Below are 22,293 nucleotides of genomic sequence, written 5' to 3' on the forward strand. Positions count from 1 at the left end.
AGCAAGGAGCAAAGAGACGCAGATTATAAATTTTTTTAACAAAACTGAACTTCCGTAGATAGATCGTTATGAAAGAACCAAATGTCCACAAGAATATAGTTTTTTTTTGAAGCGTCCACAACATGTTCCAAAAAACAGGCACAAGATTTCTATATTTGTACAAAAACTCATCAACATTTTAATATGCCGCAAAATAACAATATCCGTAATTTTAGCATAATCGCCCACATTGACCACGGCAAATCCACATTAGCCGACAGAATGATTGAACTGACCAAGACGGTCTCCAAAAACGAAATGATGAACCAGCTCCTGGACGACATGGACCTGGAACGCGAACGCGGCATTACCATCAAGGCTCACGCCATCCGCATGGTCTATGAAAAAGACGGCGAAGAATACATTCTGAACATGATCGACACCCCGGGGCATGTCGATTTCACTTACGAAGTCAGCCGTTCACTCGCCGCATGCGAAGGCGCCATTCTCGTCGTAGATGCAAGCCAGGGCATCGAAGCCCAGACGCTTTCGAACCTCTATCTTGCAATCGAAAACGACCTCACCATCATCCCGGTTTTGAACAAAGTCGATTTACCGGGGGCACAACCAGACCACATCGCCCAACTCGTCGGGGACTTGCTCGGTTACGATCCGGACCAGATTCCACGCATTTCAGCCAAGACAGGCCTTAACGTAGAACAAGTGCTCGACAAGATTGTCGATGAAATTCCAGCCCCCAAAGGCGATGCAAACAAACCGCTCAAGGCGCTTATTTTCGACTCCGTCTATGACAGCTACCGCGGCGTGATCAACTACATCCGCATTGTCGAAGGCACGCTCAAGGCGGGCATGAAAATCCGCATGATGAAGACCGGCGGCGAATATGTGGTGACCGAAGTCGGTACGTTCAGCATGCGCCGCGACCCGCGCCCGGAACTGACCGAAGGTATGGTCGGCTACGTGCTTGCAAACGTGAAGACGATTAGCGACGTGAAGATTGGCGACACGCTCACCGATGCCGCGAACCCGGCCACCGAGCCGCTTCCGGGCTACAAAGACGTGCTCCCGATGATTTACTCGGGCATCTACCCCATCGACCCGGAAGACTACAAGGACCTCCGCGAAGCGCTCGAAAAGCTCCGCCTCAACGACTCCGCCCTCTGCTGGGAACCGGAAACCTCCGAAGCGCTCGGCTTTGGCTTCCGCACAGGATTCCTCGGACTTTTGCACATGGAAATCGTGCAGGAACGCTTGGATCGCGAATTCAACGTCGATATCATCACGACCGTCCCGAACGTGGAATACCACGTTTTCATGAGCGATGGCACGATGGTGAAAATCGAAAGCCCCTCCAAGCTCCCCGACGCTAGCCGCTACGACTACATCGAAGAGCCCTACGTCAAGGCACAAATTTTTACGCCCAGGGAATACGTCGGCGCCATGATGACGCTCTGTGAAGAAAAGCGCGGCACGTTCGAGACCATGGAATACATCGACGAATCGAAGGTCATTCTCAAGTACGACCTCCCGCTTGCCGAAATCATGTTCGACTTCTACGATCGTCTTAAATCGCTGAGCCGCGGTTACGCAGGACTCGACTACACGCCAAGCGAATACAAGCGCAACAACCTCGTCAAACTCGACATTCTCTTGAACGGCGACCCGGTGGATGCATTCTCCGTGATTATCCACCGCGACAAGGCTCACACCTACGCAAACGCCATCTGCGTCAAGCTCAAGGACCTCATTCCACGCCAGCAGTTCGATGTGGCCATCCAAGGTGCTATCGGCGGAAAGATTATCAGCCGCTCGACCGTGAAGGCCGTGCGCAAGGACGTGCTTGCCAAGTGCTACGGCGGCGACATCACCCGTAAGCGCAAGCTCCTCGAAAAACAGAAGGAAGGCAAGAAGCGCATGAAGAGCATCGGCTCCGTGGAAGTGCCGCAGAAGGCGTTCCTCGCCGTGCTTTCGCTCAGCGACGATTCCACCGGCAACGGGGACTAATCCACAGGATTCCTACACAAATATGTCTGCACTGGATAGAAAAGTCAGGTCTTTACAACGGCGCCATTCCAAGGCGTACGTGTTCTTTCTTGTCTTTATCCTCTGCGTGGTTTTGGGAGTCATGATAGGCGTTCGTGAATATGTCATAGAACCCGTCCGCATGCAAGACAATTCGCTGTACCCGAAATTCAAAAAGAACAACGTCATGTGGATGTGCAAGCTCCCCCGCTGTACAGAAAAAATTCAAGACGGAGACTTTGTCTGGGGCGTCATGCGCAATCAAGACAACATGGTGCGCAGAGTTCTCGGCGTTCCAGGCGATTCCATCACCATAACAAGCAACCACAAGGTCTATACGCCACACAGCAATTTCAAGTGGAATGGCGAAGACGCATTCATTGAAACTCGTAGCATCTACATTCCGCGCAAGGGCGACACGCTTTTCTTCAATAAATTAAATGATGTAGAACAAGATTATCTAATTTCGCTCATGCATGAGCAAAATGAAAAAATCTACATAAAGTCAAGCCTTTGGCAGGGCAATCGCGAAATGCCCTTGGAACGCATAGGCTCCACCAAGCTCGGCAACCGTCTTGTAAGTTTACAAGAAATTGATTACATGCCATGGCAAGACAGATACCTTGTCGAGCTCCAGATTTTCCAAGCAGAACCGGGAAACGCCCCTATTCACATTAAGCGCGAACTTTTCAGCGGAAAAGATTCTTCAAAAATTTCATTTTATGTTGTTCCTGAAGACTGTTATTACCTCGTCTGTGAAAAAGCGAACCACTGTGCAGATTCAAGAGAAATTGGTTATTTCACCAAAAGCCGCCTCCTCGGTCGCGCCAACAAGGTTGCAAACAAATTCCAAAAGCAAATAGACCATAAATTTTTACAAGCCAAAAGATTCGTAAAGATGGTCATGAAAGCAAAATAAAGCTTTACCTTTTAAAGATTCTCCAAAGTTTAAAATTTTTAAACTTCCACATACTCGCCAAGCGAATCATATTCCAAAAATACGGCAATTTATTTCTTTGTCTTAACTTCATTTTCCGGGTAGCCCATTTAATGGAATAAATCTAGAATCATTGCGTGCAAAAAAACAGATATAAGCCTCATTTTGCAAACAGTAGCTAGCAAGATCATAAAAAAAATTGCGTTTGCTCACATTTTTTCAACAACGCAAAGCTCAAGCAAAAAACAAGTATGCTTTTAATGTAAAGTTCATAGTCATGAAAAAGCACAAGCCCTTAAATTTAATATATTTTTGTCGAAATAAAAAATAGGAGTTCTTTTGTTTTCTTCACCGTATTTTGCCGATGACAAGCAGTTCTATGCGATGCGCTTACTTTTTTGGAAGCCCCTACTGTATCGGTGGTTTTTGTACAAGGCAGGGAAAATCAAGAATCCAAAGCATTTTTCTTTCCCGAAATCGTTGCAAGACCATGAAAAGACTGTATTTTTTGTTCCTGAAGACAAAAAAATTGCAAAAAATATCGTAGATGATCTTCCTCCCGAGGCTTTCAAGTCCATTTTGTTCGTTGCACACGGTGATTTGGAAATCATCTTTTCAAAGAAAAAAGCGACCGTCACGTACTATACCGATAAAGGTTGCCGTTACGGAGAACCGCTGTTTGAAAAGCTTGAATACCAAATAAAAAATTATGCACCTCTTGCTTGCGTCTATCCGGGGCCTTACAAGCCGCAATTTTTGTACCTTGCGCTTGTAAGCGGAGCTTCACTGCGGGCCGGTTTTGATTGCGTCCACGAGTACCCGTTTTTGAACATTAGCCTCCACCAGCTCAAGACAATTTCCCCTGCTAGGATGATGGCACGCTATTTTATAAATGATGCCAAGGACGCTAAAGACACCAAGGAAGCCAAAGGCTAGCCATGCAAAAGTATTCGACCATCATCACTGAAAATGGCGGCTATGCAGATTTGCACATGCACACCAAGCTTTCCGACGGAACGCTCTCGGTCGATGAACTGCTCATGCTTTGCAAACGCAAAGGGCTTCGTTGCATATCCATTACGGATCACGATAACTTGGACAGCTACAAACTCGCCGAAGAACCAGCCAAGGAAATCGGGCTTGAAATCATTCCGGGAATCGAAATTTCAGCGGTGTGGCAAGGCAAGGACATCCACATCCTGGGGTACTTCTGCGACCCGACGAACCTCGCCCTCAACATGGAACTGGAGGACTTCGCCAAGCAGCGTATCGCACGCGTGAAGGCGATTATCAAAAAACTGAATGCGCTCGGAATCGGCATCACGTTCGACAAAGTGCATTCGTACTGCAAAGGGAAAATTATCGGTCGCCCGCACATCGCCATGTCGCTTGTCGATGAAGAATACATTTCGAACTTCTCCGAAGCGTTCACGAAATACTTGGGAGACGGCTGCATCGCGTTCGTCGAAAAGAAAGGCCTCAACCCGCAGGAAACGATTAGGCTTATCGAAAACGCAGGCGGCATTGCCGTACTCGCCCACCCGTACAAGTCTGGTCTCAGCGACGAGTTCATCGAGAACATGGTGGAATGGGGCATCCAGGGCATGGAAGTCTATAGTCCAGCGCAAAAAGGAGCCGTTGGTCGCAAGTACAAAGAAATGGCGCAAAGGTTCGGTCTCGTGGGGACGGGCGGTTCGGACTTCCACACGGAAAGCGGAACTTACCCCCCAGGTTGCATGAAAATGCCCTACACCGTAGTCCAAGCACTTCGAGAGAGGCGCGAAAAATCTCGTGCAGAATGGTTCTAATGAATCGTGGTATTTTTCTTTTAGCTTTTTTGTCTGCGCTTGTATCAAGCGTTTATGCTGATGTCATCCATGCCAAAAAGAGCATGCTCCCGACTCCGCAAGATTCTGTTTTTGAAACGCCAAACGCCCCAGACCCAGCCCCTAGAGAAACAGACGCTGGCCGTTGGGTGATTCCGCTTCGCGAAGTCATGCAGCGTACTTACGACGTTTCCGGGCAAAAATCCGAATGGGTGCTGGGAACTTCTATCCTAGGTAGTCCGGAACTCCCGGCAACATCCCTTGGAATCGGGACGCTCAGCAAGCGCTACCCCAGCAAACTCGCCGGCATTTACACAACACGCTTAAGCTTTGACGCATCAACACTTGCACTCAATGGAGAAAACGGGATTCTCTTTGAAGAACGCCACGGCATTCCCGTCGATACGCCGATTACAGATGTCAACTGGGAACGCGGTCCGTTTGAAGGGAACGCACTTCGCTTGGAATTCCGCCGCCTAATCACGGACTCGGTGACACTCGACCTTGGCGTAGCAAGCCATTCCGACATGCTTTCGAAGCCTTTTGAATACCAGCCGGTGACGCACTCGCCCTACTTTGCATTGGGTCGCGACTCCGTAGAAATCCCCTTCGGTGGACGCAATATTGCGATGAACAGCATGCACATCCAACCAATTGTCACATGGCGATTCGGCTACGGCAAGGCATTTTTTAAGATAAACTATTTCAGTCTCGACAATGCTGACAACACGACGCACAAAGTCTTGCTCGACACGCTCGACCCAACGGTTCGCAATTTCCAAACGGACCCGTACAACATTGTTATTGAAACGCGTACTTACGGCGGAGGCGTTGAATTCTACCCCATCAAAGACTTGACGCTCGGTACAGAATTCCATTACGGCAATCACGAAATGGAGTTGAAACACCTTTCAAGAATCAAGAAAAATACCGATACAACGCTTAACGAATGGGGTTACCCCGTAAATAAAATAAATTATTACGATACAAGTAAAGTTCGCAATTACGAAACGATTCTCGGTAATTTTGAAGCCCGTTACAACATGTTCTTGAATCCCAGATTCCGTTTTGAATATGAATTTGTCAATACCGAAGAATCTGGCAACGAAACGAAAAAGAAAACATATTATCAAGACCGCGAAATAGGCTACGCCGAAGTCTCCGATACGTTATTCGGGAAAGTCCTGTTCCGCGCGCAGGCGGGAATGCAACGCAACAGTTCACTTTTGGATACGGTCGAATTTGCACCGGCCTTCTCATTAGACGGAACATACCTACTCCCCTATCACTTGATGTTAAACGCATCGTACCGCCATGACAACAAATTCCCGGATGTAAACCATATCAAGCTTATCGAAACTGGCAGAATCGCGTTCCCTAATGAAGACTTGACTTACGAAGTTCGCGACCGTGCCACCGCCACGATTTCATGGAAAATGCGAGACGTGTTTTACGGACTAGGGCTGCGATATGAACACGCAAACGACCTGATAAAACCGAGCTGGGCTATTCGCGGAAAGCTAGACACGACCTTTGTCGATACAACATATATCGCCAATTATGAGACGTATGAAACAAGAGATACGACAATCGCCCGCTCAAACGATTCCCTCGAATCAGCATTCCGTTACGAAAACCTCGATCACGCCCATACGCTCGACTGGATTATGCAAATCGGGTTCCGCCTCGGAAACTGGAAATTTTACTTTGAGCGCGGTCAGAAAATCACTCGCACAAAGCTATTCGACACGCCATCGCTTTACTACAAGGGCAGTATCCATTGGCAAAACCGTTTTGTCAAGGATAGGCTTGGTGTTAGCGTCCGCGTGGATTTCCAATGGTTCAATAACCGTTACGATTGCACCATCAACGAAAAAGGCGAACCGGAAGTCGTCGAACTATCCCATTACTTGGCAATGGATTTCGAAGCCCGCATGCAGATTCTCTCGTTTGAACTTTACAGCCGCATAGAGAACTTCAACCACAGCATTTACATGCCGGAATCAGGCTACACGCCCGAAGGCCTCCGCTTCGCTTACGGCATCGTCTGGACATTCGGAAATTAACACTTTCGTCATCAGGGCTGCAGCACTTTCGTCATCCTGACACCAAAGGTGGAAGGATCCAGTCAATTCTACTATGCAACTCAAGAAATGACTAGATTCTCCGCTCCCTAACGGTCACTCAGAATGACGCCAAACGATTAAATGCTCTGTATTCCGAGCAACACGAGATAACCGACATAGAGACACAAGAACAGCGCTCCGCCGATACGTCCAAAGCCACCAACACGCTTGCCCACCTTGTTCTTGAGCGGAAAACAAATGAAAAACAGCAAAAGCGTGAGGGCAGACATTATCGGCAAATCGCGGCTCAACACTTCGGGGTCGGTAGAGTTTATCGGAGCAATCACAGCCGCAATTCCGACCACGACAAGCGTATTGAACGCATTAGAACCGATGACATTGCCGACAGCCAAATCGTTTTCACCCCTACGGGCAGCAGCAATCGAACTCGCCAATTCCGGCAGAGACGTGCCGACAGCGACTATGGTAAGCCCAATCAGCAAATCGCTCACGCCAAGAGTTTGAGCAATGTTGACCGCCCCCCACACCAGCAGCCGCGAACTTGCAATCAAAAGCGCTATCCCGACAAGCAACCACAAAACAGACTTCCCGATAGAAGATTTAACAGGAGCTGGTTCCCCGGAGGATTCTGATTCCTTTTCTCGGTTACGTTTTTCCTTCAGTTCCATGAAGACATTGAACAAAGTCAAAGCCACAAAAGCAACGAGCAAAACGGCACCATCCGCGAAAGATACGTTACCGTCCTTGAGCAACAAAACCGTAAGAACCGTCATCAAAATAAGAATCGGAATGTCTCGCAACATGGCCTGAGTTTTAACGACAACAGGAGCGACAAGCGCTGTCGCCCCTAGAATCAAAGCAATGTTTGCAATGTTAGAGCCGTAAGCATTACCAAGAGCGAGTTGCGGAGTATCGTTCATCGCCGACAAAATGGAAACGACCATTTCGGGAGCCGAAGTTCCAAAGCCAACAACAAGCATTCCGATAAGGAACGTGCTCATGCCCAAAAATTGGGCCACGCCAACGGCCCCATCCACAAACCGGTCTGCACTCCAGACCAAAACGACAAGGCCTATGACGACCGCCAATACAGAAAGTATCATTTGCTATTAAAACACGTAGAACGTAGCACCGATAGCAAACGACTTCGATGACAAATCATTAATGCGCCATTCGTTAAAGTCGTCGTACATATTGTCAATGCCCCAGTTGAATCTAGCATCGAAGCCAACGTAACGGTTGACGCGGAAACCAACACCAAGGACAATCGACCAGTCCAGAGGTTCGCGGCTTTCGTTATCCATCATGTCATACGTACCGCCAACTGATTTATCCTTGGAGTTCTTAAGTTTAAATTCATCTGCAACAGCAATAGACGGCTGGATACCGACATCGAGATGGATTCTAGACCTAGCCGCTTTCAACGACAATAGCAACGGGATAGAAATACGGTACTGGCTAAAGGACGCACGCCATTCACTTACGCTTTCTTTATCTTTATCATAAGTTTCGAAACTGCTGCGAACCTTGCTATGCTCAAACAGTACACCCGCCTTGAAGGCCATGTTGTATTCATCGAGCGGGAACAATGCAAATGCACCAACGCTCCAAGTCAAGCCGGAATAGCTGTCGTATTCGTAATCATAATAGCCGTTGTCGCCAGAAAGGTACCCTGCACCAATAAAGCCCTGGAGGCCAAACGTGAATTTAATCGGAACGAGGCCGCGAAGCTGGTTCATGTCAATGGTATCGGCAACGACAGGTTCCGAAACGTAAATCGTTTTCACTGGGCGACCGAGATGTTCCACCTCGCCAGGCCTATAAACCGGGCGATAGACAAATTTTTTCTTTTTCTGTACTGGCTGAGCGGCATCGGCACCGCGAACGGCCATAGGTTCAGCCTCTGGCACAGCTTGTGCGGACACTTCAGCAGATTCTTTCGCAGGGGCTGCCGCAGGTGCCTCGACAACAGGAGCTTCAACCGCAGACTGGGCAGGCACAGAAGTCTCGGCAGCAGGAGCAGCTTCTTGAGCCATGACAACAGAAGCAGCAAAAGCACTTAAAATTCCAATGTATTTCAGATTCATAGCAAATCCTCCAATGTAATCAGTAATATTATAGATTTTTTATCCTTATGAGACCAGTATAAAATACATGCGGGTCCATAATAAAATACTAGATTAGGGTATATGAAAACAAATATTGTATCTACCGCTTCGGGCAAAGCCAATGTCAGTGCCCTCTTTTTCGTTAAAAAATCCGTCCAGTTTTCCAATGTATTGTCGGAAAACGCAGAAAAACAAGTCGAATCCGTCTTGAACGGCATGGAAGACGGCCCGTTTGAAGATTTGGAACTTTTAGAAATTGATGGAACTTCCACCATTTTTGTGGATGCTGCCAAGGAACGCGGACTTTCGAACCTCGACCACTTGCGCATGGCCGCCTACCGCCTCGCGAAAAGAGCAAGCAAACGCCAAATTCCGATGGTGTCCGTCATGCTTGCCGATGCCGCGCCAGAGCAGATCAAGAGCATTTTGCATGGTCTCCATTACGCCGATTACAAGTTCGATGCATACAAGAGCAAGCAAAAGGACGCTTTCCAAGTCACGTTTGAAATTGTCGCGGGAGAACAAGCCGCCGCATTCAAGAAGATTGCCGAAGAAGTCGCTGTAGAACAGAAAGCGGTGATCCTCGCCAAGAATTTGATTAACACTTGCGCCTCCGACCTTTATCCCGAAGAATTTGTCGAAAACGCAAACACCATCGCGAAATACACGCCGGGTCTTTCCATCAAAGTCCGCAACATGAAGCAGCTCGAAAAAGAAGGCTTCATGGGACTTGTGACTGTCGGCAAGGGCAGTTCGCACGAACCGTACATGGTTACGCTCACCTACAACGGCACAAAGTCTGCCGGAAAAGCCGCGAAAAGTGCAGTGAAGTCCACAAAAAACGCGGACAAAAACGCCCGCACCTCCAGCGACCACTTGGTTCTCGTTGGCAAGGGTCTCACGTTTGACACGGGCGGACTCTGCCTCAAGCCGCCTAAATCCATGCCCGAAATGATCAGCGACATGAGCGGTGCCGCGACCGTGCTTGCCGCCATACAAGCCATCGCAACTTTGGAACTCCCGATTAAGGTGAGCGCCGTGTGCTGCCTCGCCGAAAACGCCATCGGATTCAAGTCCGTGCTGCCGGGAGACATATTCAAGGCGAAAAATGGAAAGACGGTCATGGTCGATAACACCGATGCCGAAGGCCGCCTCGTGCTTTCGGACGGTCTTGCCGAAGCCGGTGAAATCGGAGCAACGCATATCGTCGATTTGGCGACACTCACAGGAGCTATGGTCCGCGCACTCGGCTACGCTGTCGCCGGATTCTTCAGCAACGACGACGACCTTGGACTCAAGGTCATCAACTGCGGTGAAGCCTGCTGTGAAAAATTCTGGAGCATGCCGCTCGAAGAAGAATACGCCGATGCACTCAAGGACAAATTCGCAGACCTCAAGAACACGGGAAGCGACGCTGGAGCCATTGCAGCCGCCCTCTTCTTGCAAGAATTCGTGCCGGAGAACACTGCGTGGGCACACTGGGATATCGCAGGCACCGCCTTCGTGAACAAGGCCTGGAAATACACCGAATACGGCGCAACGGGCTTTGGCGTGCAGACGCTCATCGAACTTGCCAGAAGAATGTCTAAAGCGGACGAAGACGGCGAAAACCTCGAAACCGACGCTATCGCCTGCGAAGACGAATATAGAGTGTGCTAAAAGAAACTGAAATTAGATTTTTCAATCAATTTCGGGAATATAAGCCCCCCTTTTAACGTCAAAATTCATACCTCGTATTTTTTCTTGACATCAGGATCAATGCGAACATATAAATCTGCAAAAGTCATATGACTTTTGTAGATAAATGTCATGCAGTTTATTTTATCATTACCATGAATGCGAGAATTTTCCCATAAAAAAATTTGTATTTTGTTAAAAAAGAGTTTGGAAAAGGAATATCTATGAGGATTTTTCGCAGCCTTAGTAAAACGATCCATTTTATAAAGAAGCAACCTATTTGTGCACTTGTTGTAGCAGGTCTTTACCTTGCCGCCTGCGGTGACGACAGCAGCGGTTTAGCCCCACGCTCGGACGACGATTCTTCAGTTGAATCGTCTTCTTCTGTCATCCCCGACTCGTCTGGGAATCTCCGATCCAGTTCCAGCACTGACAAAAAATCCAGCAGCAGTAAGATTGCCACATCGTCATGGAGTTCCGAAGGAACGATAGGATCCAGTAGCAGCATAAAGTCGAGTAACAGTTCTGTAAGCAAAGTAGAGTCTTCATCAAGTAAAAACAATGTTCCGCAAAGTTATGCCGAAGCGAAAGTAGTGCCATCGGGAACATACGACTGCACGAAGTATAAGTGTTTTTCAACGGAATACCTAAATCAAGAATTTCTTGTAGCGGGTAAATATGGTGAAATTCTAGACGAACGCGATAGTCAGGTTTATAAAACCGTACAAATCGGTGACCAGATGTGGATGGCACAGAACCTAGCCTATGAGATCGAGGACTTTAGTTACTGCTACGGTTACAGTGACGAGAGTGCTGCCAACTGCGCTACCTACGGTCGTCTTTACCGCTGGGCTATTGCGGTAGGCAAGTCAGAAAGCGAATGTGGCTACGAACACACGTGTTCTCTTCCTGCTGAAAATATTCAGGGAGTTTGTCCAAAAGGTTGGCATTTGCCAAGCAAGGCAGAATGGGAAACATTATTCACAGCAGTTGGTGGAAAATCAACAGCAGACAAGGTGCTCAAATCTACATCCGGATGGTATATCGGAGGCAACGGCACAGATGCTTTTGGCTTCTCAGCATTGCCTGCCGGCTACTGGGACGGCTGGGGAAACTATTACAGCAAGGGCGAATTCGCGATGTTCTGGAGTTCTACTGAGCACGGAAGCGACTACGCATACTACATGCGTCTGTACTATGACGACGACAATTGGCGCCTGACCACCTACGTCAAGTATCAAGGATACTCAGTCCGTTGCGTCATGGATGAAGACGTTACTCCAGCATCCAGCAGTAGTGAGATTGACACGAACTCTTAGAGTTCTCGCAATGACAATTCTAGCAGTAGCGTAAAGTCGAGTAGTAGTTCTAGTGAAGCTATTTCAAGCAGTTCTAACGCAATAACGCCAGTTTATGGAGACCCGTTACTTGATTCTCGAGATGGACGTTCCTATAAAACAGTTGTAATTGGCAATCAAATTTGGATGGCTGAAGATTTGAAATACGCCCCAGATTCCGGTAACGCAGCTGTAGGAAAACATAGTTGGTGTTACGAAGACAATGATGAATATTGCGAAAAATATGGACGTCTTTATGATTGGACTGCTGCCGTTGATACCTTAGATTCACATTGTGGCTATAACCATAACTGTGAACCGTTTGATGAACCTAGACAAGGTATTTGTCCCGAAGGATGGCACATTCCTAGCCAAAAAGAAGCTGTTGAGCTTAGAACGATTTTATCAAGTGCCGATGAAGATGATGACTTTGGATTTGATGTACAATTATCTGGATACAGAAATATCAAAGGACAAACCGGAAGCTTTGGCTTTGGCAAAACAATCATTTACTGGACGATTGACCAATATACAGACCAATATGCTAGTAATTTTATTTTTTCATCAAGCATGGCGGTTGCATATTCCTGGGATTTCAAATTCGATGCAAGATCGGTTCGCTGTCTCAAGGACTAGGAAAATCTGAATTATTATTCGCCTATGCCCAATAGTTGAGTGTAATTTCGCTTGGCGTAGAGTATGCGATGGATTTGGACCGTATCACCCCTGACCACATAGAACATCAGATAGTTGTCGATAGGAATGACCCTGTAGCCGACGAGTTTCAGCAGCGAATCCTGATGGACGGGATAGGTGAACGGATGCACCTTCAACAGCCTGACCTGCTCAAGGAATTTCTCAAAAACGGAATTTGAAGCCGTTTTTAGAATGTTCGTAAAATAAATCTTGATCTCTGTCAGGTCCCTTTGTGCCGAAGGCGTGACGACGACTTCGTACTTTTTAGCCATTCATCAGGTCCTTCAGGAATTTTTCAGCATCGGCGCATTCCGCACCACGCTCCACTTCGGAAATAGCCTCGGCAAGTTTCGAATAGAGTTCCAGCTGGGCCATCTGCTTTTCATAACACTCGATGGACATCACGACCATGTCGCCCACGCCATTCTTGGTCAGATACATGGGTTCGTCGTACTTGTGTACGGTTTCTGCAACACTCGTAAAGTTGTTGCGCAAGTCAGAAATCGGTCGAATGTTCGGCATGGAGATCTCCCTTTATTATGATAATATAATATCATAATTATGATATGTCAAGATTTATCGCGGTGTTCTGATACTACATATAGTCAATCGCGCTTGGATGAGGGCATCTTGCAATCATCTTCAACAACGTTTTCTACATTACATTCAATATCGTTTTCGATATTTATATTGATCTTAATTTCCATATTCATAATATAAATTTCAATAATGCCAAAAAAAATAACAGTTGGATGAAAATTTCTTCGGGCATGACAATTCGGGGGTTTTAAGGGGTGTCCCCTTAGGCGAGGGGGTGGAGAGCAACGACGTGCGAACCAGGGGGATGCCTCCCCCACCCACTTAGGTTGGTTAGGTATATGCCATTTGTCCGCCTGAGGCAACTAAAATTGACAGTTTTCGTTTTGTATTTTTGCTCAGTTTTGTTTTGTATTTTTGGAAATCAATTTTACGTTCAAATATGAAACACGGCGTTTTTACCATAGTTTAGGGGGCTTTCTTGTTTCATAACGAAACAAAACGGGCGTTTTTTGCTTTTGGCACGAGTTTTGCTTTATTGACGGCGAAACAAAAAAGGCTCCAAGGAGCCGCAAGAATTTAAAATAGGAGATTCCATCATGGGTAAGATTATTGGTATTGACTTGGGTACGACCAACAGCTGCGTGGCCGTTATGGAAGGTGGCAAGCCGGTTGTTATCGCTAACGCTGAAGGTTTCCGCACTACGCCGTCTATCGTCGCATTTGGCAAGAACGGTGAACGTCTTGTGGGCCACGTTGCAAAGCGCCAGGCAATCACGAACCCGGAAAAGACGATTTATTCAATCAAGCGTTTCATGGGCCGTACGGCTGGCGAATGCTCCGCTGCCGAAAAGAACATGCCTTACAAGCTCGTCGGCACGGGTTCCGATCCGGTCCGCGTCCAGATTGACGACAAGCAGTTTGCACCTCCTGAGATTTCTGCAGCCGTCCTCCAGACCATGAAGAAGATCGCCGAAGATTACCTCGGCCAGTCCGTTTCTCAGGCTGTGATTACGGTTCCGGCTTACTTTAACGACTCTCAGCGTCAGGCTACAAAGGACGCTGGTAAGATTGCAGGCCTCGAAGTTCTCCGTATCGTGAACGATCCGACGGCAGCTGCTCTTGCTTACGGTCTCGACTCCAAGAAGAGCGAAAAGGTCGCCGTGTATGACCTCGGTGGCGGTACGTTCGATATTTCCATCCTCGAAATCGACGATGGCATGTTCAGCGTGAAGGCCACCAACGGCGATACGATGCTCGGCGGTGACAACTTCGATGAAGTGATTATCGACTGGATCAACGACGAATTCAAGAAAGAAAATCCTGGCATCGACCTGAAGAAGGACAAGATGGCCCTGCAGCGTTTGAAGGATGCTGCTGAAAAGGCTAAGATCGACCTTTCTGCTACGACTTCTACGAACATCAACCTTCCGTTCATCACTGCTGACGCTTCTGGTCCGAAACACCTCGACCTCACCCTCAGCCGTGCAAAGTTCGACCAGCTCACCGCTCACCTCGTGGAACGTTCTATGGAACCGTGCCGCAAGGCTATCAAGGACTCGGGTCTCTCGCTGTCCGAGATTGACGAAGTGATCCTCGTGGGTGGTTCTACCCGTATCCCGGCCGTTCAGGAAGCTGTTCGCAAGTTCTTCGGCAAGGAACCGAACAAGACTGTGAACCCGGACGAAGTGGTGGCTATCGGTGCTGCAGTTCAGGGCGCTGTTTTGAGCGGTGACTCCTCCGTGAAGGACGTGCTGTTGCTCGACGTGACCCCGCTTTCTTTGGGTATCGAAACTCTCGGTGGCGTGATGACCAAGCTCATCGACCGTAACACCACGATTCCGACCAAGAAGAGCCAGGTGTTCTCTACTGCCGAAGACAACCAGCCGGCTGTGACGATTCACGTGCTCCAGGGCGAACGCGAATTTGCCCGTGATAACCGTACGCTCGGCAAGTTCGACTTGACCGACCTTCCGAAGAAGCCGCGTGGCGTGCCGCAGATCGAAGTGACCTTCGATATCGACGCAAACGGCATTGTGCATGTGTCTGCTAAGGACAAGGAAACCGGTAAGGAACAGTCCATCAAGATTACTTCTTCTAGCGGTTTGTCTGAAGACGAAATCAACAAGATGGTCAAGGATGCCGAAGCTAACGCAGCCAAGGACAAGGAACAGCGCGAACTCGTCGATATCAAGAATCAGGCCGAACAGATGGCTTACCAGGCTGAAGGTCAGTTGAAGGAATTTGGCGACAAGCTCCCGGCTGATACCAAGAGCCAGCTCCAGGCTGCTATCGACGACATCAAGGCCAAGAAGGATAACGGCACCAAGGAAGAGATCAAGGCCGCTATGGACAAGCTCCAGGGCATGATAAGCTCCATGGCCCAGGCCGCCGGTGCAAACCAGGCGGGACCGGGTCCGCAGCCGGGTGCTTCTGAACAGCCGAAGAACGACAAGAAGGGCGATGGCCCGGAAGTCGTCGATGCGGAAGTGGTTGACTAATTAGTAGGAAGTAGACGGTAGGAAGTAGGAAGTGTCATCCTGAGCGTGGTTCGACTAGCTCACCAACCTTTAATAAGGTCCCTGAGCCTGCCGAAGGGCGAAGGATCTAAAACATTAGTTTATACATCCTCCATCTGCAACTTACAAAATAGGATTCGCTCTCTTTTAGGGAGCAATCCTTTTTGTGTAAATAAGGGTATCTGTTTATTAGTATGAATTAGGACGTTTGCAGTTACTAAAGGACAACAAAGCTTTTCCCTGTCTACTGTCTACTTCCTACTGTCTACTAAATGCCGAAGGCATATTATGGCTGAAAAAAGAGATTATTACGAAGTTTTGGGCGTCGGCAAGGACGCAAGTGCTGATGAAATCAAGCACGCTTATAAGAAGCTTGCTATCAAGTACCATCCGGACAAGAATCCGGGCGACAAGGAAGCTGAAGAAAAGTTCAAAGAAGCTGCCGAAGCTTACGACGTGCTCTCTAATCCCGAAAAGCGCAAGAACTACGACCAGTTCGGCTTTAACGCTCCTGGTGGCGGTTTTGGCGGTGGCGGATTCGGTGGTGCCGGCTTCGACCTCAACGATATCTTCAGCCAGTTTGGCGATATCTTTGGTGGCGGTTTTGGTTTCGGAGGCGGTGGCCGCAGAAGTTCTCGCAAGGCAGGGCCTCCGCGTGGAAACGATTTGCAGATCAAGGTAGCTCTCAGTTACAAGGAAATCTTCGATGGTTGCACCAAGAAGGTTCGTCTAAAACGCTATACGCCGTGTACGGAATGTAACGGCAAGGGCGGTACGAATGTCAAGGAATGTAGCACCTGCCACGGTACGGGTCGCGTGCGTCGCGTGTCGGGCGGATTCTTCCAGATGGTTTCCGAAAGCGCTTGCCCCAATTGCGGAGGCACTGGCGAAGTAATTGCCAATCCATGCTCTCACTGCCACGGCGAAGGCCGCATCCAGGAAAGCGAAGAAATATCCATCAAGATTCCGGCTGGCGTAAGCGAAGGGCAGTACCTGAACCTCCGTGGCGAAGGCAACTGCGGTCCGCGCGGTGGCGCTTGCGGCGACTTGCTTGTCGTAATTGCCGAAAAGCCGGACGATTTCTTCAGCCGCGAAGGCGACGATTTGCATTGCGAAGTCAAGGTTCCGGTCCACAAGCTGGTGCTTGGCGGCACACAGCGTATCCCGACCATCAGCGGTGACGAAATCCAGATCAAGATTGCCGCTGGCACTCAAGCCGGTAGCGTTCTCCGTCTGCGCGATCAGGGCCTCTACCCGCTCAAGAAACAGGGCGACCGCGGAAGTCTCTACGTGCAAATTGGCGTCGATATTCCGAAGGACATCTCTCGCGAAGAGAAGGAGCTTTACCAGAAGCTTGCCGATCTCCGTCATGACAGGGAAACCGCACAGGAAGAAAGTTTCTTGGAAAAAATGAAGAATCTGTTCAAATAAGACGAAAGACGAGAGAAACGCGGCACTTCGTGCCTTTGAGGTATGAGGTTGTTCGCAGTTTACACACTCATTGAAAAATTATCCCGGACAGCGATGTCCGGGAGTTTTTGTATATTATTTTCAAAATGCGATTTTGGAATTTTATATGAAAAAAGTTTTCATTATAGCTTTACTTTTTTTGACAACATCGGCATTTTGCGATATTCGTGGTAAACGAAGCGAATCGTATTCTGGTGAACTGGTCTATATCTCAGGAGGTTATTCCCAATCCTTAAAAGGGACTACTCCTGTAGGTGATTTAAGCATTGGAATGTCCTTCTATCCTTTTGACAGTTATGGGCTGCAAGTGGGAATAGATTTCCTCCATTTCCAAATTGCACCCACGGATCGCTTCCAGACTGTATCTGACGAATCATTGCTCCAATTACCGAGTTTACTCCTTGCACTTCCATTTTCTTTATCTTATTCAAAAGAAAACGAAATAATAATTGAACGGTATTTTTACATCGCTGGAATCATGTCTTTTCTAATGCATGGCTCACTCTATTTTCCCATATTACCTAACGACTGGTTTGGCGTCATCAACAAGCATCGATTTGTAACAGAAACCATTACTAAGGGTTTTCACAGGGAAAGCTTTACATTCCAAAATAATTTAGGCCTCAGAGCCAATATTTATCTGGATGATGATATTAGCCGGATAATTGTAGATGGAGGGATTCGTTTCGAGAAGAACTTTAGCCGCGATCTCGAGAAGAAATGGTTTCTGCAAATCGGATATACAAGTTTCTAAAAGTGATATTTACTAAAGATAAATTATCGGAAAACCATCGCGGTATTTTTTGATGATTTCCGGATGCGCTTTAGCGTACTCAAAAATTTTTTCGCCGAGTCCATTCTTTACAAGTTCTATCAGCTCGCGCCGGGGCGTTGCGCCGATAGAGGGCATGTAGGCGTGAGCGCGATGACGAGTTCACCATCCTTGTCCATAATGCGGAGCGGCCAGATGGAACAGTCAAAAGGTTTATCTTCTGCTTTCAGGATACAGCCTTTGTGCGGATTGAGGAAGGTACAAGGAACTTCTTCTTCGGTGTCGTCGGTGCGGTAGCCGCCAAGGACAATTTGACAGTCGCGGAACTCCCCCATTACGCCGTATTCGTTCGGATGGCTGAGTTTTTCGACAACTTCGGGAGGGAAAAGCTGAGTTTCCCAAAGGCTCTGCCGCCGGAAAGAACAGCAGAACTTGCATGATGCACAGGATTGTTTTGAGAGGATGGAAGAAAGCATTTGTTTTTATATGTTATGGATTCTATCGGCACTTCGTGCCCCCAGAATGACATGTTACATGAGTTTTGTCTAAAATCGTCAGCGGATAGTACGAAAGTTTCGCTTTGCGGAGGCCTTCGATGTTGATGTCCTCTTCACGATTGATGAGTTTCGCTCCAACAGCCACAAGGCTCTCGGCAAACAACCTGTTGATGATCGCATAGCCGCCATTGACCGCATATTCGCCGATGACTTTTTCGAAATGAATATCCCAAACTCCGGGCGTGATTTCGGAAGCCAAAGTCATACCGACCGGTTTTTCATCAACATAAAGCAAATCGCCTTTCATACCGAGTTCCTCGAAATTTTGTAAAGCCTCTTGGATGGCACAGAATTCCATCAAACGGGACTTTTCGTCTTCGGAGTATTCCGCCCAAGCAGGCTGTTCGCATTCATTGACAGAATCGAAAACGTTTTCACGATTCGAATTGCTCAGCCCTCCCGCCATGCCGCTGTTCAGCCAAGCCTTTTCTACTTCGAGTGCTTCAGCGATATTTTCGCAAGCGATTTTTCGCAGTTCGTAATGAGCATAAGTACGGCTGAATTTCGAAATATGGTTGCGTTTTTTGCGATAGGTGTTCCCAGGTAAATCAGCAAGACTTTCGGCAGAATAGATGTAGTCGCTATCGCCACGGTTATACTCGAAATGCAATACAGGCTCCTCACTCGCCCCCGCATTTGCAAAATACTCCCGCAAAATCTGCGAACGAGGCTCATCGACAAGGCAAAATTCCAGCGGACGACCCGATTCGTGCGCTTCATCGACAATCAGCTCAAGCGCCTTGAACGGGTCGCCAGCTCCTAGCGGGAATGCATAGCCCCGGCGGCTCCCTCCCCCATTGTAGTACCGGAATAGGAAACCATCTTGCAGGGCTACCTGCGTGCCGTATTTTTTGCGGAGCAAATAGATGTTCGCGAAGCCGGCGTCGCTTCCTGTATAACCAGACGCCGCCACCGCTAAAGCGACAGCGGATCTGTCCGAAAGTTCTGGAGTCCTGAAATCAAGAGTCATAAAGAGGCTAGCGAATTCATATTTCACCTTATATCAATTTAAAATATTTTAGGATTTATTTTTTTAGAGTAACACTTTTTCACACCTTAGGTGTTCAATAACTAGAAAAAAGGAGTCCAAAAGTGAAATACGTCATCTTGAATGCCAGTCCACGTCCCAATAGCAACATTTGTCAAATGCTGAGCATAGTCCGCAATGAACTGTTGGCTTGTGGAGACAAAGTTTTTTATGTCGATGTCGGCAAACTGCAATTCCGCCCGTGTACCGGTTGCATGGAATGCCGCAGTACTCACGATTGTATTTTTCCCGAAGATGATGCCAAGGAAGTTTTGCGTTTGGTGCAAGATTGCGACGGACTGATTGTCGGTTCGCCTTGCTATTGGGGCAACATGACAGGTCAATTGAAAACGTTATTTGACCGCTGGGTTTACGGCATGATGGACCACAGCGAACGCGGTTACCCGATTCCTTTGTTAAAAGGCAAAAAAGCCGTCATAATCACCACTTGCTCAACGGCCTGGCCGTTCAACATTTTATTCCGGCAGTCGGCGGGGACCGTCCGCGCTCTCAAGGAAATCCTGTGCTGGAGCGGTTTCAATATTGCGGGTGTACTGCAAAAAGGCGGAACCATCAAGAACAAAGTTCTCACCTCACGCGAAATTGCAAAGTGCAGAAAATTCGCCAACAAGCTTCACAAAAGTGTTCTTTAAAAAGCTTTAAACACGACTCTCCGTAAGCCCAAGCATCAATAGAACGTTTTACGATAAATGTTTTTCCCAGCACTATGGATTTGCACGACATACGGTTTTTGCGCTAACGATGTAACCGGAATCACGGCAGAACCGTCTATTCGCCTACGCATCAGGAGCACGCCATTCAGGTCGTGAATCGTGAACTGTAGCGGCGCAGATTTTGCGGACGGCTCAAGGAGCAATGTGCTGACAAGCAAGTCTCCCCCGCGTTTCGACACAGTCACTTTGGCAAGAGCAGCCGGAGCATTTTGCGAAATGATTTTAGTCTTCCCCGTATCCGGTTCCACGTACGGGTGTTTCGGGTCGTCAACGACGACTTTTACCTTGAGGGAACTTTCGCAGCCGTACGGGTTTACGTACGTTCCCGTATAGATACCGCTGATTTGCCATTGCATATTCTTGAAGCGAACTTCGCGACCCAAGTAATAGAAGTCGTTCGGACCTTTCCATGTCCAACGGCCACCATCGTAGGGATGCGGGCCTATCACGAGCGAGTCGCCAGGATTTACCTTGACTTCGGTCGATTCGTTCCAGTCGCCATTGTGAATCTTGACGTAAGAGATTATTTTGCTCTCTTCGCATACTCCGCCTTCAGCACCGTCGATGACCATCGTTGTTACAGTGTTGGATTTAGCAGTCATAGATAGCAATTTGTTTGCAGTCACAATATCGGACTGCGGCGTGAGACTGCCGGGAAGTTCAAAACGCACAACCTTTGCACTAGCCCCGATTTTAACGAACTTCGTCAAATCAAAATTGTACTTCACATCACTGGAACCGCTGTTACGCACCACAATGACGAGCGCACCGTCAGGACGCAGGGCGGCAACGGTATTGCCATTGTCACTGTCAATAATGCGCGAACCCGGACGGATGTAACGGCTGAACGCTGCATGCATGTAATAGCGCGGCATATAAGAGAAGGTCTGCTTTTTGTGGTCTGCTTTGATAGAACGCCAATTTTCAGCGGGGTCCGCAATCTGCCAATCCACCCAGGCCTCAGCCTTCATGTCCCGCAAGTCCTGGATAATCACATTCGCCATCCATAAGGCGATATGTTCGTCACCGCTCTTGCTCAATGGACCTGTTTCGGACTGCCAAAGACGCTTGTCCAAGCCGAAAGCCCTATTATAAAGTTGCTTGCGGTAACTTCCATCGGAATAGCTGTGCGTGTTCACCTGACCCAAATAAGAAAGCGCCTCGGATGAGTAATTGCCCAGCTGGTCGTGAGCCTGCTTGATGGACGTCTCATCGGCCGCACTCACAGACGTTTCCGGGAAGAGCCCCTTCTTCTTGAGAGCCTTACCCAGTTCCACAATCATCTTGGACTGGTTGTTCTTGAAACCGCAACCCTCCTGGCCACCGTTCGATTTCCACCAGCCGGCGCTCGGTTCATTGAAAGGCTCGACCGTACGAAACGTGAGCCCCCATTCTGTCTTGAAATGTAGAGCGACCTCGGAAAGATAATCCGCAAAATCGTCGAAGTAATCTTCTTTCAAGTTGTCGGAACCGTCGCTACTGCCCGAGACGCAGCCGCTCTTGGTCATCCACCACGGAGGGGAATTGCTGAACGCCTCGAAGATTGGGTCCTTGACAACCTTATTGAGCCGAAGGGCCACGCCACGTTGAGCAGGGTCTGCGGTCCAGTCAAAATTGCCTTTTTCCGTGGGCTTGTAACCGGGAACCTTGCCGCCGCCGTCACCTTTCGTGAGGTGATTGTGACCTGGCTGGTCACCGCCGCCAATGTTGTAACGGAATATATTGTAGCCAAGGCCCGTATCAGGGTCGGCAAGCGCCCCCAGGAACTGGTCGCGATTGGTTTCGTTCCAAGCGCCAACAAGCTCGGCCCACCAACAAAGGCTAGTGCCCCAGCCTTCGAAAAGCTGGTATTTTTTGCCAGGATCCACAACGACTTTCGTCTGTGCATTGGCAGCACCGCATGCCAGTCCTGCCGCAATCATCCAAATCAGTTTACTCGTCACGTTCTCAACCCCATTCATAAGTTCCACAGCGTACCCCGGATACA

The 22,293-nt window shown here is 48.4% G+C and carries 19 protein-coding genes; 12 read left to right on the forward strand and 7 right to left on the reverse strand.

From position 1 onward, the window contains the following. Nucleotides 1–183: 183 nt before the first annotated feature. From lepA to IKG78_RS18690, 5 genes are all read left to right on the forward strand, one after another. Nucleotides 184–2,004 (forward strand): translation elongation factor 4, encoded by a 1,821-nt coding sequence (gene lepA, locus IKG78_RS18670; RefSeq protein WP_290946332.1) that lies wholly within the window; start codon nucleotides 184–186, stop codon nucleotides 2,002–2,004. A gap of 79 nt (nucleotides 2,005–2,083) precedes the next feature. Then, a complete protein-coding gene (locus IKG78_RS18675) occupies nucleotides 2,084–2,941 on the forward strand; it encodes a S26 family signal peptidase (RefSeq protein ID WP_290946334.1) in 858 nt (285 codons plus the stop codon). 357 nt (nucleotides 2,942–3,298) lie between these two features. Further along, the gene (locus IKG78_RS18680) at nucleotides 3,299–3,895 is read left to right on the forward strand and encodes a hypothetical protein (RefSeq protein WP_290946337.1); all 597 of its coding nucleotides are present in this window, start codon (nucleotides 3,299–3,301) and stop codon (nucleotides 3,893–3,895) included. A gap of 2 nt (nucleotides 3,896–3,897) precedes the next feature. Further along, nucleotides 3,898–4,767 carry a PHP domain-containing protein gene (locus IKG78_RS18685; RefSeq protein WP_290946339.1) on the forward strand — a complete coding sequence of 290 codons (870 nt, stop codon included), beginning with the start codon at nucleotides 3,898–3,900 and terminating at the stop codon, nucleotides 4,765–4,767. Next, nucleotides 4,767–6,851, forward strand: a complete 2,085-nt coding sequence (locus IKG78_RS18690; RefSeq protein ID WP_290946341.1) for a hypothetical protein — start codon at nucleotides 4,767–4,769, stop codon at nucleotides 6,849–6,851. The genes IKG78_RS18685 and IKG78_RS18690 overlap by 1 nt, the downstream gene beginning before the upstream one ends. A 137-nt stretch (nucleotides 6,852–6,988) precedes the next feature. On the opposite strand, the gene IKG78_RS18695 is transcribed toward IKG78_RS18690, so the two are convergent. Together IKG78_RS18695 and IKG78_RS18700 are read right to left on the reverse strand one after the other, a co-directional pair. Continuing rightward, nucleotides 6,989–7,975, reverse strand: a complete 987-nt coding sequence (locus tag IKG78_RS18695; protein WP_290946343.1) for a calcium/sodium antiporter — start codon at nucleotides 7,973–7,975, stop codon at nucleotides 6,989–6,991. Between the two features lie 6 nt (nucleotides 7,976–7,981). Then, nucleotides 7,982–8,959 carry a porin family protein gene (locus IKG78_RS18700; protein ID WP_290946345.1) on the reverse strand — a complete coding sequence of 326 codons (978 nt, stop codon included), beginning with the start codon at nucleotides 8,957–8,959 and terminating at the stop codon, nucleotides 7,982–7,984. A gap of 102 nt (nucleotides 8,960–9,061) precedes the next feature. Between IKG78_RS18700 and IKG78_RS18705 the strand changes: the two genes are divergently transcribed. The 3 genes from IKG78_RS18705 (at nucleotide 9,062) to IKG78_RS18715 (ending at nucleotide 12,630) form a co-directional block, all read left to right on the forward strand. Further along, the gene (locus IKG78_RS18705) at nucleotides 9,062–10,639 is read left to right on the forward strand and encodes a leucyl aminopeptidase family protein (protein WP_290946347.1); all 1,578 of its coding nucleotides are present in this window, start codon (nucleotides 9,062–9,064) and stop codon (nucleotides 10,637–10,639) included. Between the two features lie 242 nt (nucleotides 10,640–10,881). Beyond that, nucleotides 10,882–11,976, forward strand: a complete 1,095-nt coding sequence (locus tag IKG78_RS18710) for a fibrobacter succinogenes major paralogous domain-containing protein (RefSeq protein WP_290946349.1) — start codon at nucleotides 10,882–10,884, stop codon at nucleotides 11,974–11,976. An 81-nt stretch (nucleotides 11,977–12,057) separates the two neighbouring features. Next, the gene (locus tag IKG78_RS18715; protein ID WP_290946461.1) at nucleotides 12,058–12,630 is read left to right on the forward strand and encodes an FISUMP domain-containing protein; all 573 of its coding nucleotides are present in this window, start codon (nucleotides 12,058–12,060) and stop codon (nucleotides 12,628–12,630) included. 14 nt (nucleotides 12,631–12,644) lie between these two features. Here IKG78_RS18715 and IKG78_RS18720 read toward each other — a convergent pair whose 3' ends face one another. After that, on the reverse strand, nucleotides 12,645–12,962 hold the full coding sequence (locus IKG78_RS18720) for a type II toxin-antitoxin system RelE/ParE family toxin (protein WP_290946351.1): 318 nt from the start codon (nucleotides 12,960–12,962) through the stop codon (nucleotides 12,645–12,647). Next, nucleotides 12,955–13,212: a type II toxin-antitoxin system Phd/YefM family antitoxin gene (locus IKG78_RS18725; protein ID WP_014545032.1), complete on the reverse strand. Its 258-nt coding sequence runs from the start codon at nucleotides 13,210–13,212 to the stop codon at nucleotides 12,955–12,957. Before IKG78_RS18725 ends, IKG78_RS18720 begins: the two co-directional genes overlap by 8 nt. Before the next feature lie 614 nt (nucleotides 13,213–13,826). On the opposite strand from IKG78_RS18725, the gene dnaK reads away from it, so the two are divergent. The 3 genes from dnaK to IKG78_RS18740 all read left to right on the forward strand — a co-directional run bounded on the left by dnaK (nucleotide 13,827) and on the right by IKG78_RS18740 (nucleotide 17,970). Continuing rightward, entirely contained in the window at nucleotides 13,827–15,728 is a 1,902-nt protein-coding gene (gene dnaK, locus IKG78_RS18730; RefSeq protein WP_290946355.1) for a molecular chaperone DnaK, read from the forward strand. A 306-nt stretch (nucleotides 15,729–16,034) separates the two neighbouring features. Next, entirely contained in the window at nucleotides 16,035–17,177 is a 1,143-nt protein-coding gene (gene dnaJ / locus IKG78_RS18735) for a molecular chaperone DnaJ (protein WP_290946359.1), read from the forward strand. A 145-nt stretch (nucleotides 17,178–17,322) separates the two neighbouring features. After that, nucleotides 17,323–17,970 carry a hypothetical protein gene (locus IKG78_RS18740; RefSeq protein WP_290946362.1) on the forward strand — a complete coding sequence of 216 codons (648 nt, stop codon included), beginning with the start codon at nucleotides 17,323–17,325 and terminating at the stop codon, nucleotides 17,968–17,970. A gap of 119 nt (nucleotides 17,971–18,089) precedes the next feature. Here IKG78_RS18740 and IKG78_RS18745 read toward each other — a convergent pair whose 3' ends face one another. Continuing rightward, nucleotides 18,090–18,464, reverse strand: a complete 375-nt coding sequence (locus IKG78_RS18745; RefSeq protein WP_290946366.1) for a hypothetical protein — start codon at nucleotides 18,462–18,464, stop codon at nucleotides 18,090–18,092. Nucleotides 18,465–18,486: 22 nt separating this feature from the next. After that, nucleotides 18,487–19,542, reverse strand: a complete 1,056-nt coding sequence (locus tag IKG78_RS18750) for a phosphatidylglycerol lysyltransferase domain-containing protein (protein ID WP_290946368.1) — start codon at nucleotides 19,540–19,542, stop codon at nucleotides 18,487–18,489. A 95-nt stretch (nucleotides 19,543–19,637) separates the two neighbouring features. On the opposite strand from IKG78_RS18750, the gene IKG78_RS18755 reads away from it, so the two are divergent. Beyond that, nucleotides 19,638–20,225: a flavodoxin family protein gene (locus tag IKG78_RS18755; RefSeq protein WP_290946371.1), complete on the forward strand. Its 588-nt coding sequence runs from the start codon at nucleotides 19,638–19,640 to the stop codon at nucleotides 20,223–20,225. 35 nt (nucleotides 20,226–20,260) lie between these two features. On the opposite strand, the gene IKG78_RS18760 is transcribed toward IKG78_RS18755, so the two are convergent. Next, on the reverse strand, nucleotides 20,261–22,267 hold the full coding sequence (locus IKG78_RS18760) for a glycoside hydrolase (protein ID WP_290946465.1): 2,007 nt from the start codon (nucleotides 22,265–22,267) through the stop codon (nucleotides 20,261–20,263). Nucleotides 22,268–22,293 lie beyond the last annotated feature (26 nt).

This window comes from Fibrobacter sp. (assembly GCF_017545445.1).
Taxonomy (GTDB): domain Bacteria; phylum Fibrobacterota; class Fibrobacteria; order Fibrobacterales; family Fibrobacteraceae; genus Fibrobacter.

Coding starts and splice junctions, on each gene's coding strand:
- dnaJ (WP_290946359.1), top strand. CDS start 16,035: ATGGCTGAAAAAAGAGATTATTACGAAGTTTTGGGCGTCGGCAAGGAC.
- IKG78_RS18740 (WP_290946362.1), top strand. CDS start 17,323: ATGAAAAAAGTTTTCATTATAGCTTTACTTTTTTTGACAACATCGGCA.
- IKG78_RS18745 (WP_290946366.1), bottom strand. CDS start 18,464: ATGCTTTCTTCCATCCTCTCAAAACAATCCTGTGCATCATGCAAGTTC.
- IKG78_RS18700 (WP_290946345.1), bottom strand. CDS start 8,959: ATGAATCTGAAATACATTGGAATTTTAAGTGCTTTTGCTGCTTCTGTT.
- IKG78_RS18690 (WP_290946341.1), top strand. CDS start 4,767: ATGAATCGTGGTATTTTTCTTTTAGCTTTTTTGTCTGCGCTTGTATCA.
- IKG78_RS18695 (WP_290946343.1), bottom strand. CDS start 7,975: ATGATACTTTCTGTATTGGCGGTCGTCATAGGCCTTGTCGTTTTGGTC.
- IKG78_RS18760 (WP_290946465.1), bottom strand. CDS start 22,267: ATGAATGGGGTTGAGAACGTGACGAGTAAACTGATTTGGATGATTGCG.
- IKG78_RS18725 (WP_014545032.1), bottom strand. CDS start 13,212: ATGCCGAACATTCGACCGATTTCTGACTTGCGCAACAACTTTACGAGT.
- IKG78_RS18685 (WP_290946339.1), top strand. CDS start 3,898: ATGCAAAAGTATTCGACCATCATCACTGAAAATGGCGGCTATGCAGAT.
- IKG78_RS18710 (WP_290946349.1), top strand. CDS start 10,882: ATGAGGATTTTTCGCAGCCTTAGTAAAACGATCCATTTTATAAAGAAG.
- IKG78_RS18720 (WP_290946351.1), bottom strand. CDS start 12,962: ATGGCTAAAAAGTACGAAGTCGTCGTCACGCCTTCGGCACAAAGGGAC.
- IKG78_RS18705 (WP_290946347.1), top strand. CDS start 9,062: ATGAAAACAAATATTGTATCTACCGCTTCGGGCAAAGCCAATGTCAGT.
- dnaK (WP_290946355.1), top strand. CDS start 13,827: ATGGGTAAGATTATTGGTATTGACTTGGGTACGACCAACAGCTGCGTG.
- lepA (WP_290946332.1), top strand. CDS start 184: ATGCCGCAAAATAACAATATCCGTAATTTTAGCATAATCGCCCACATT.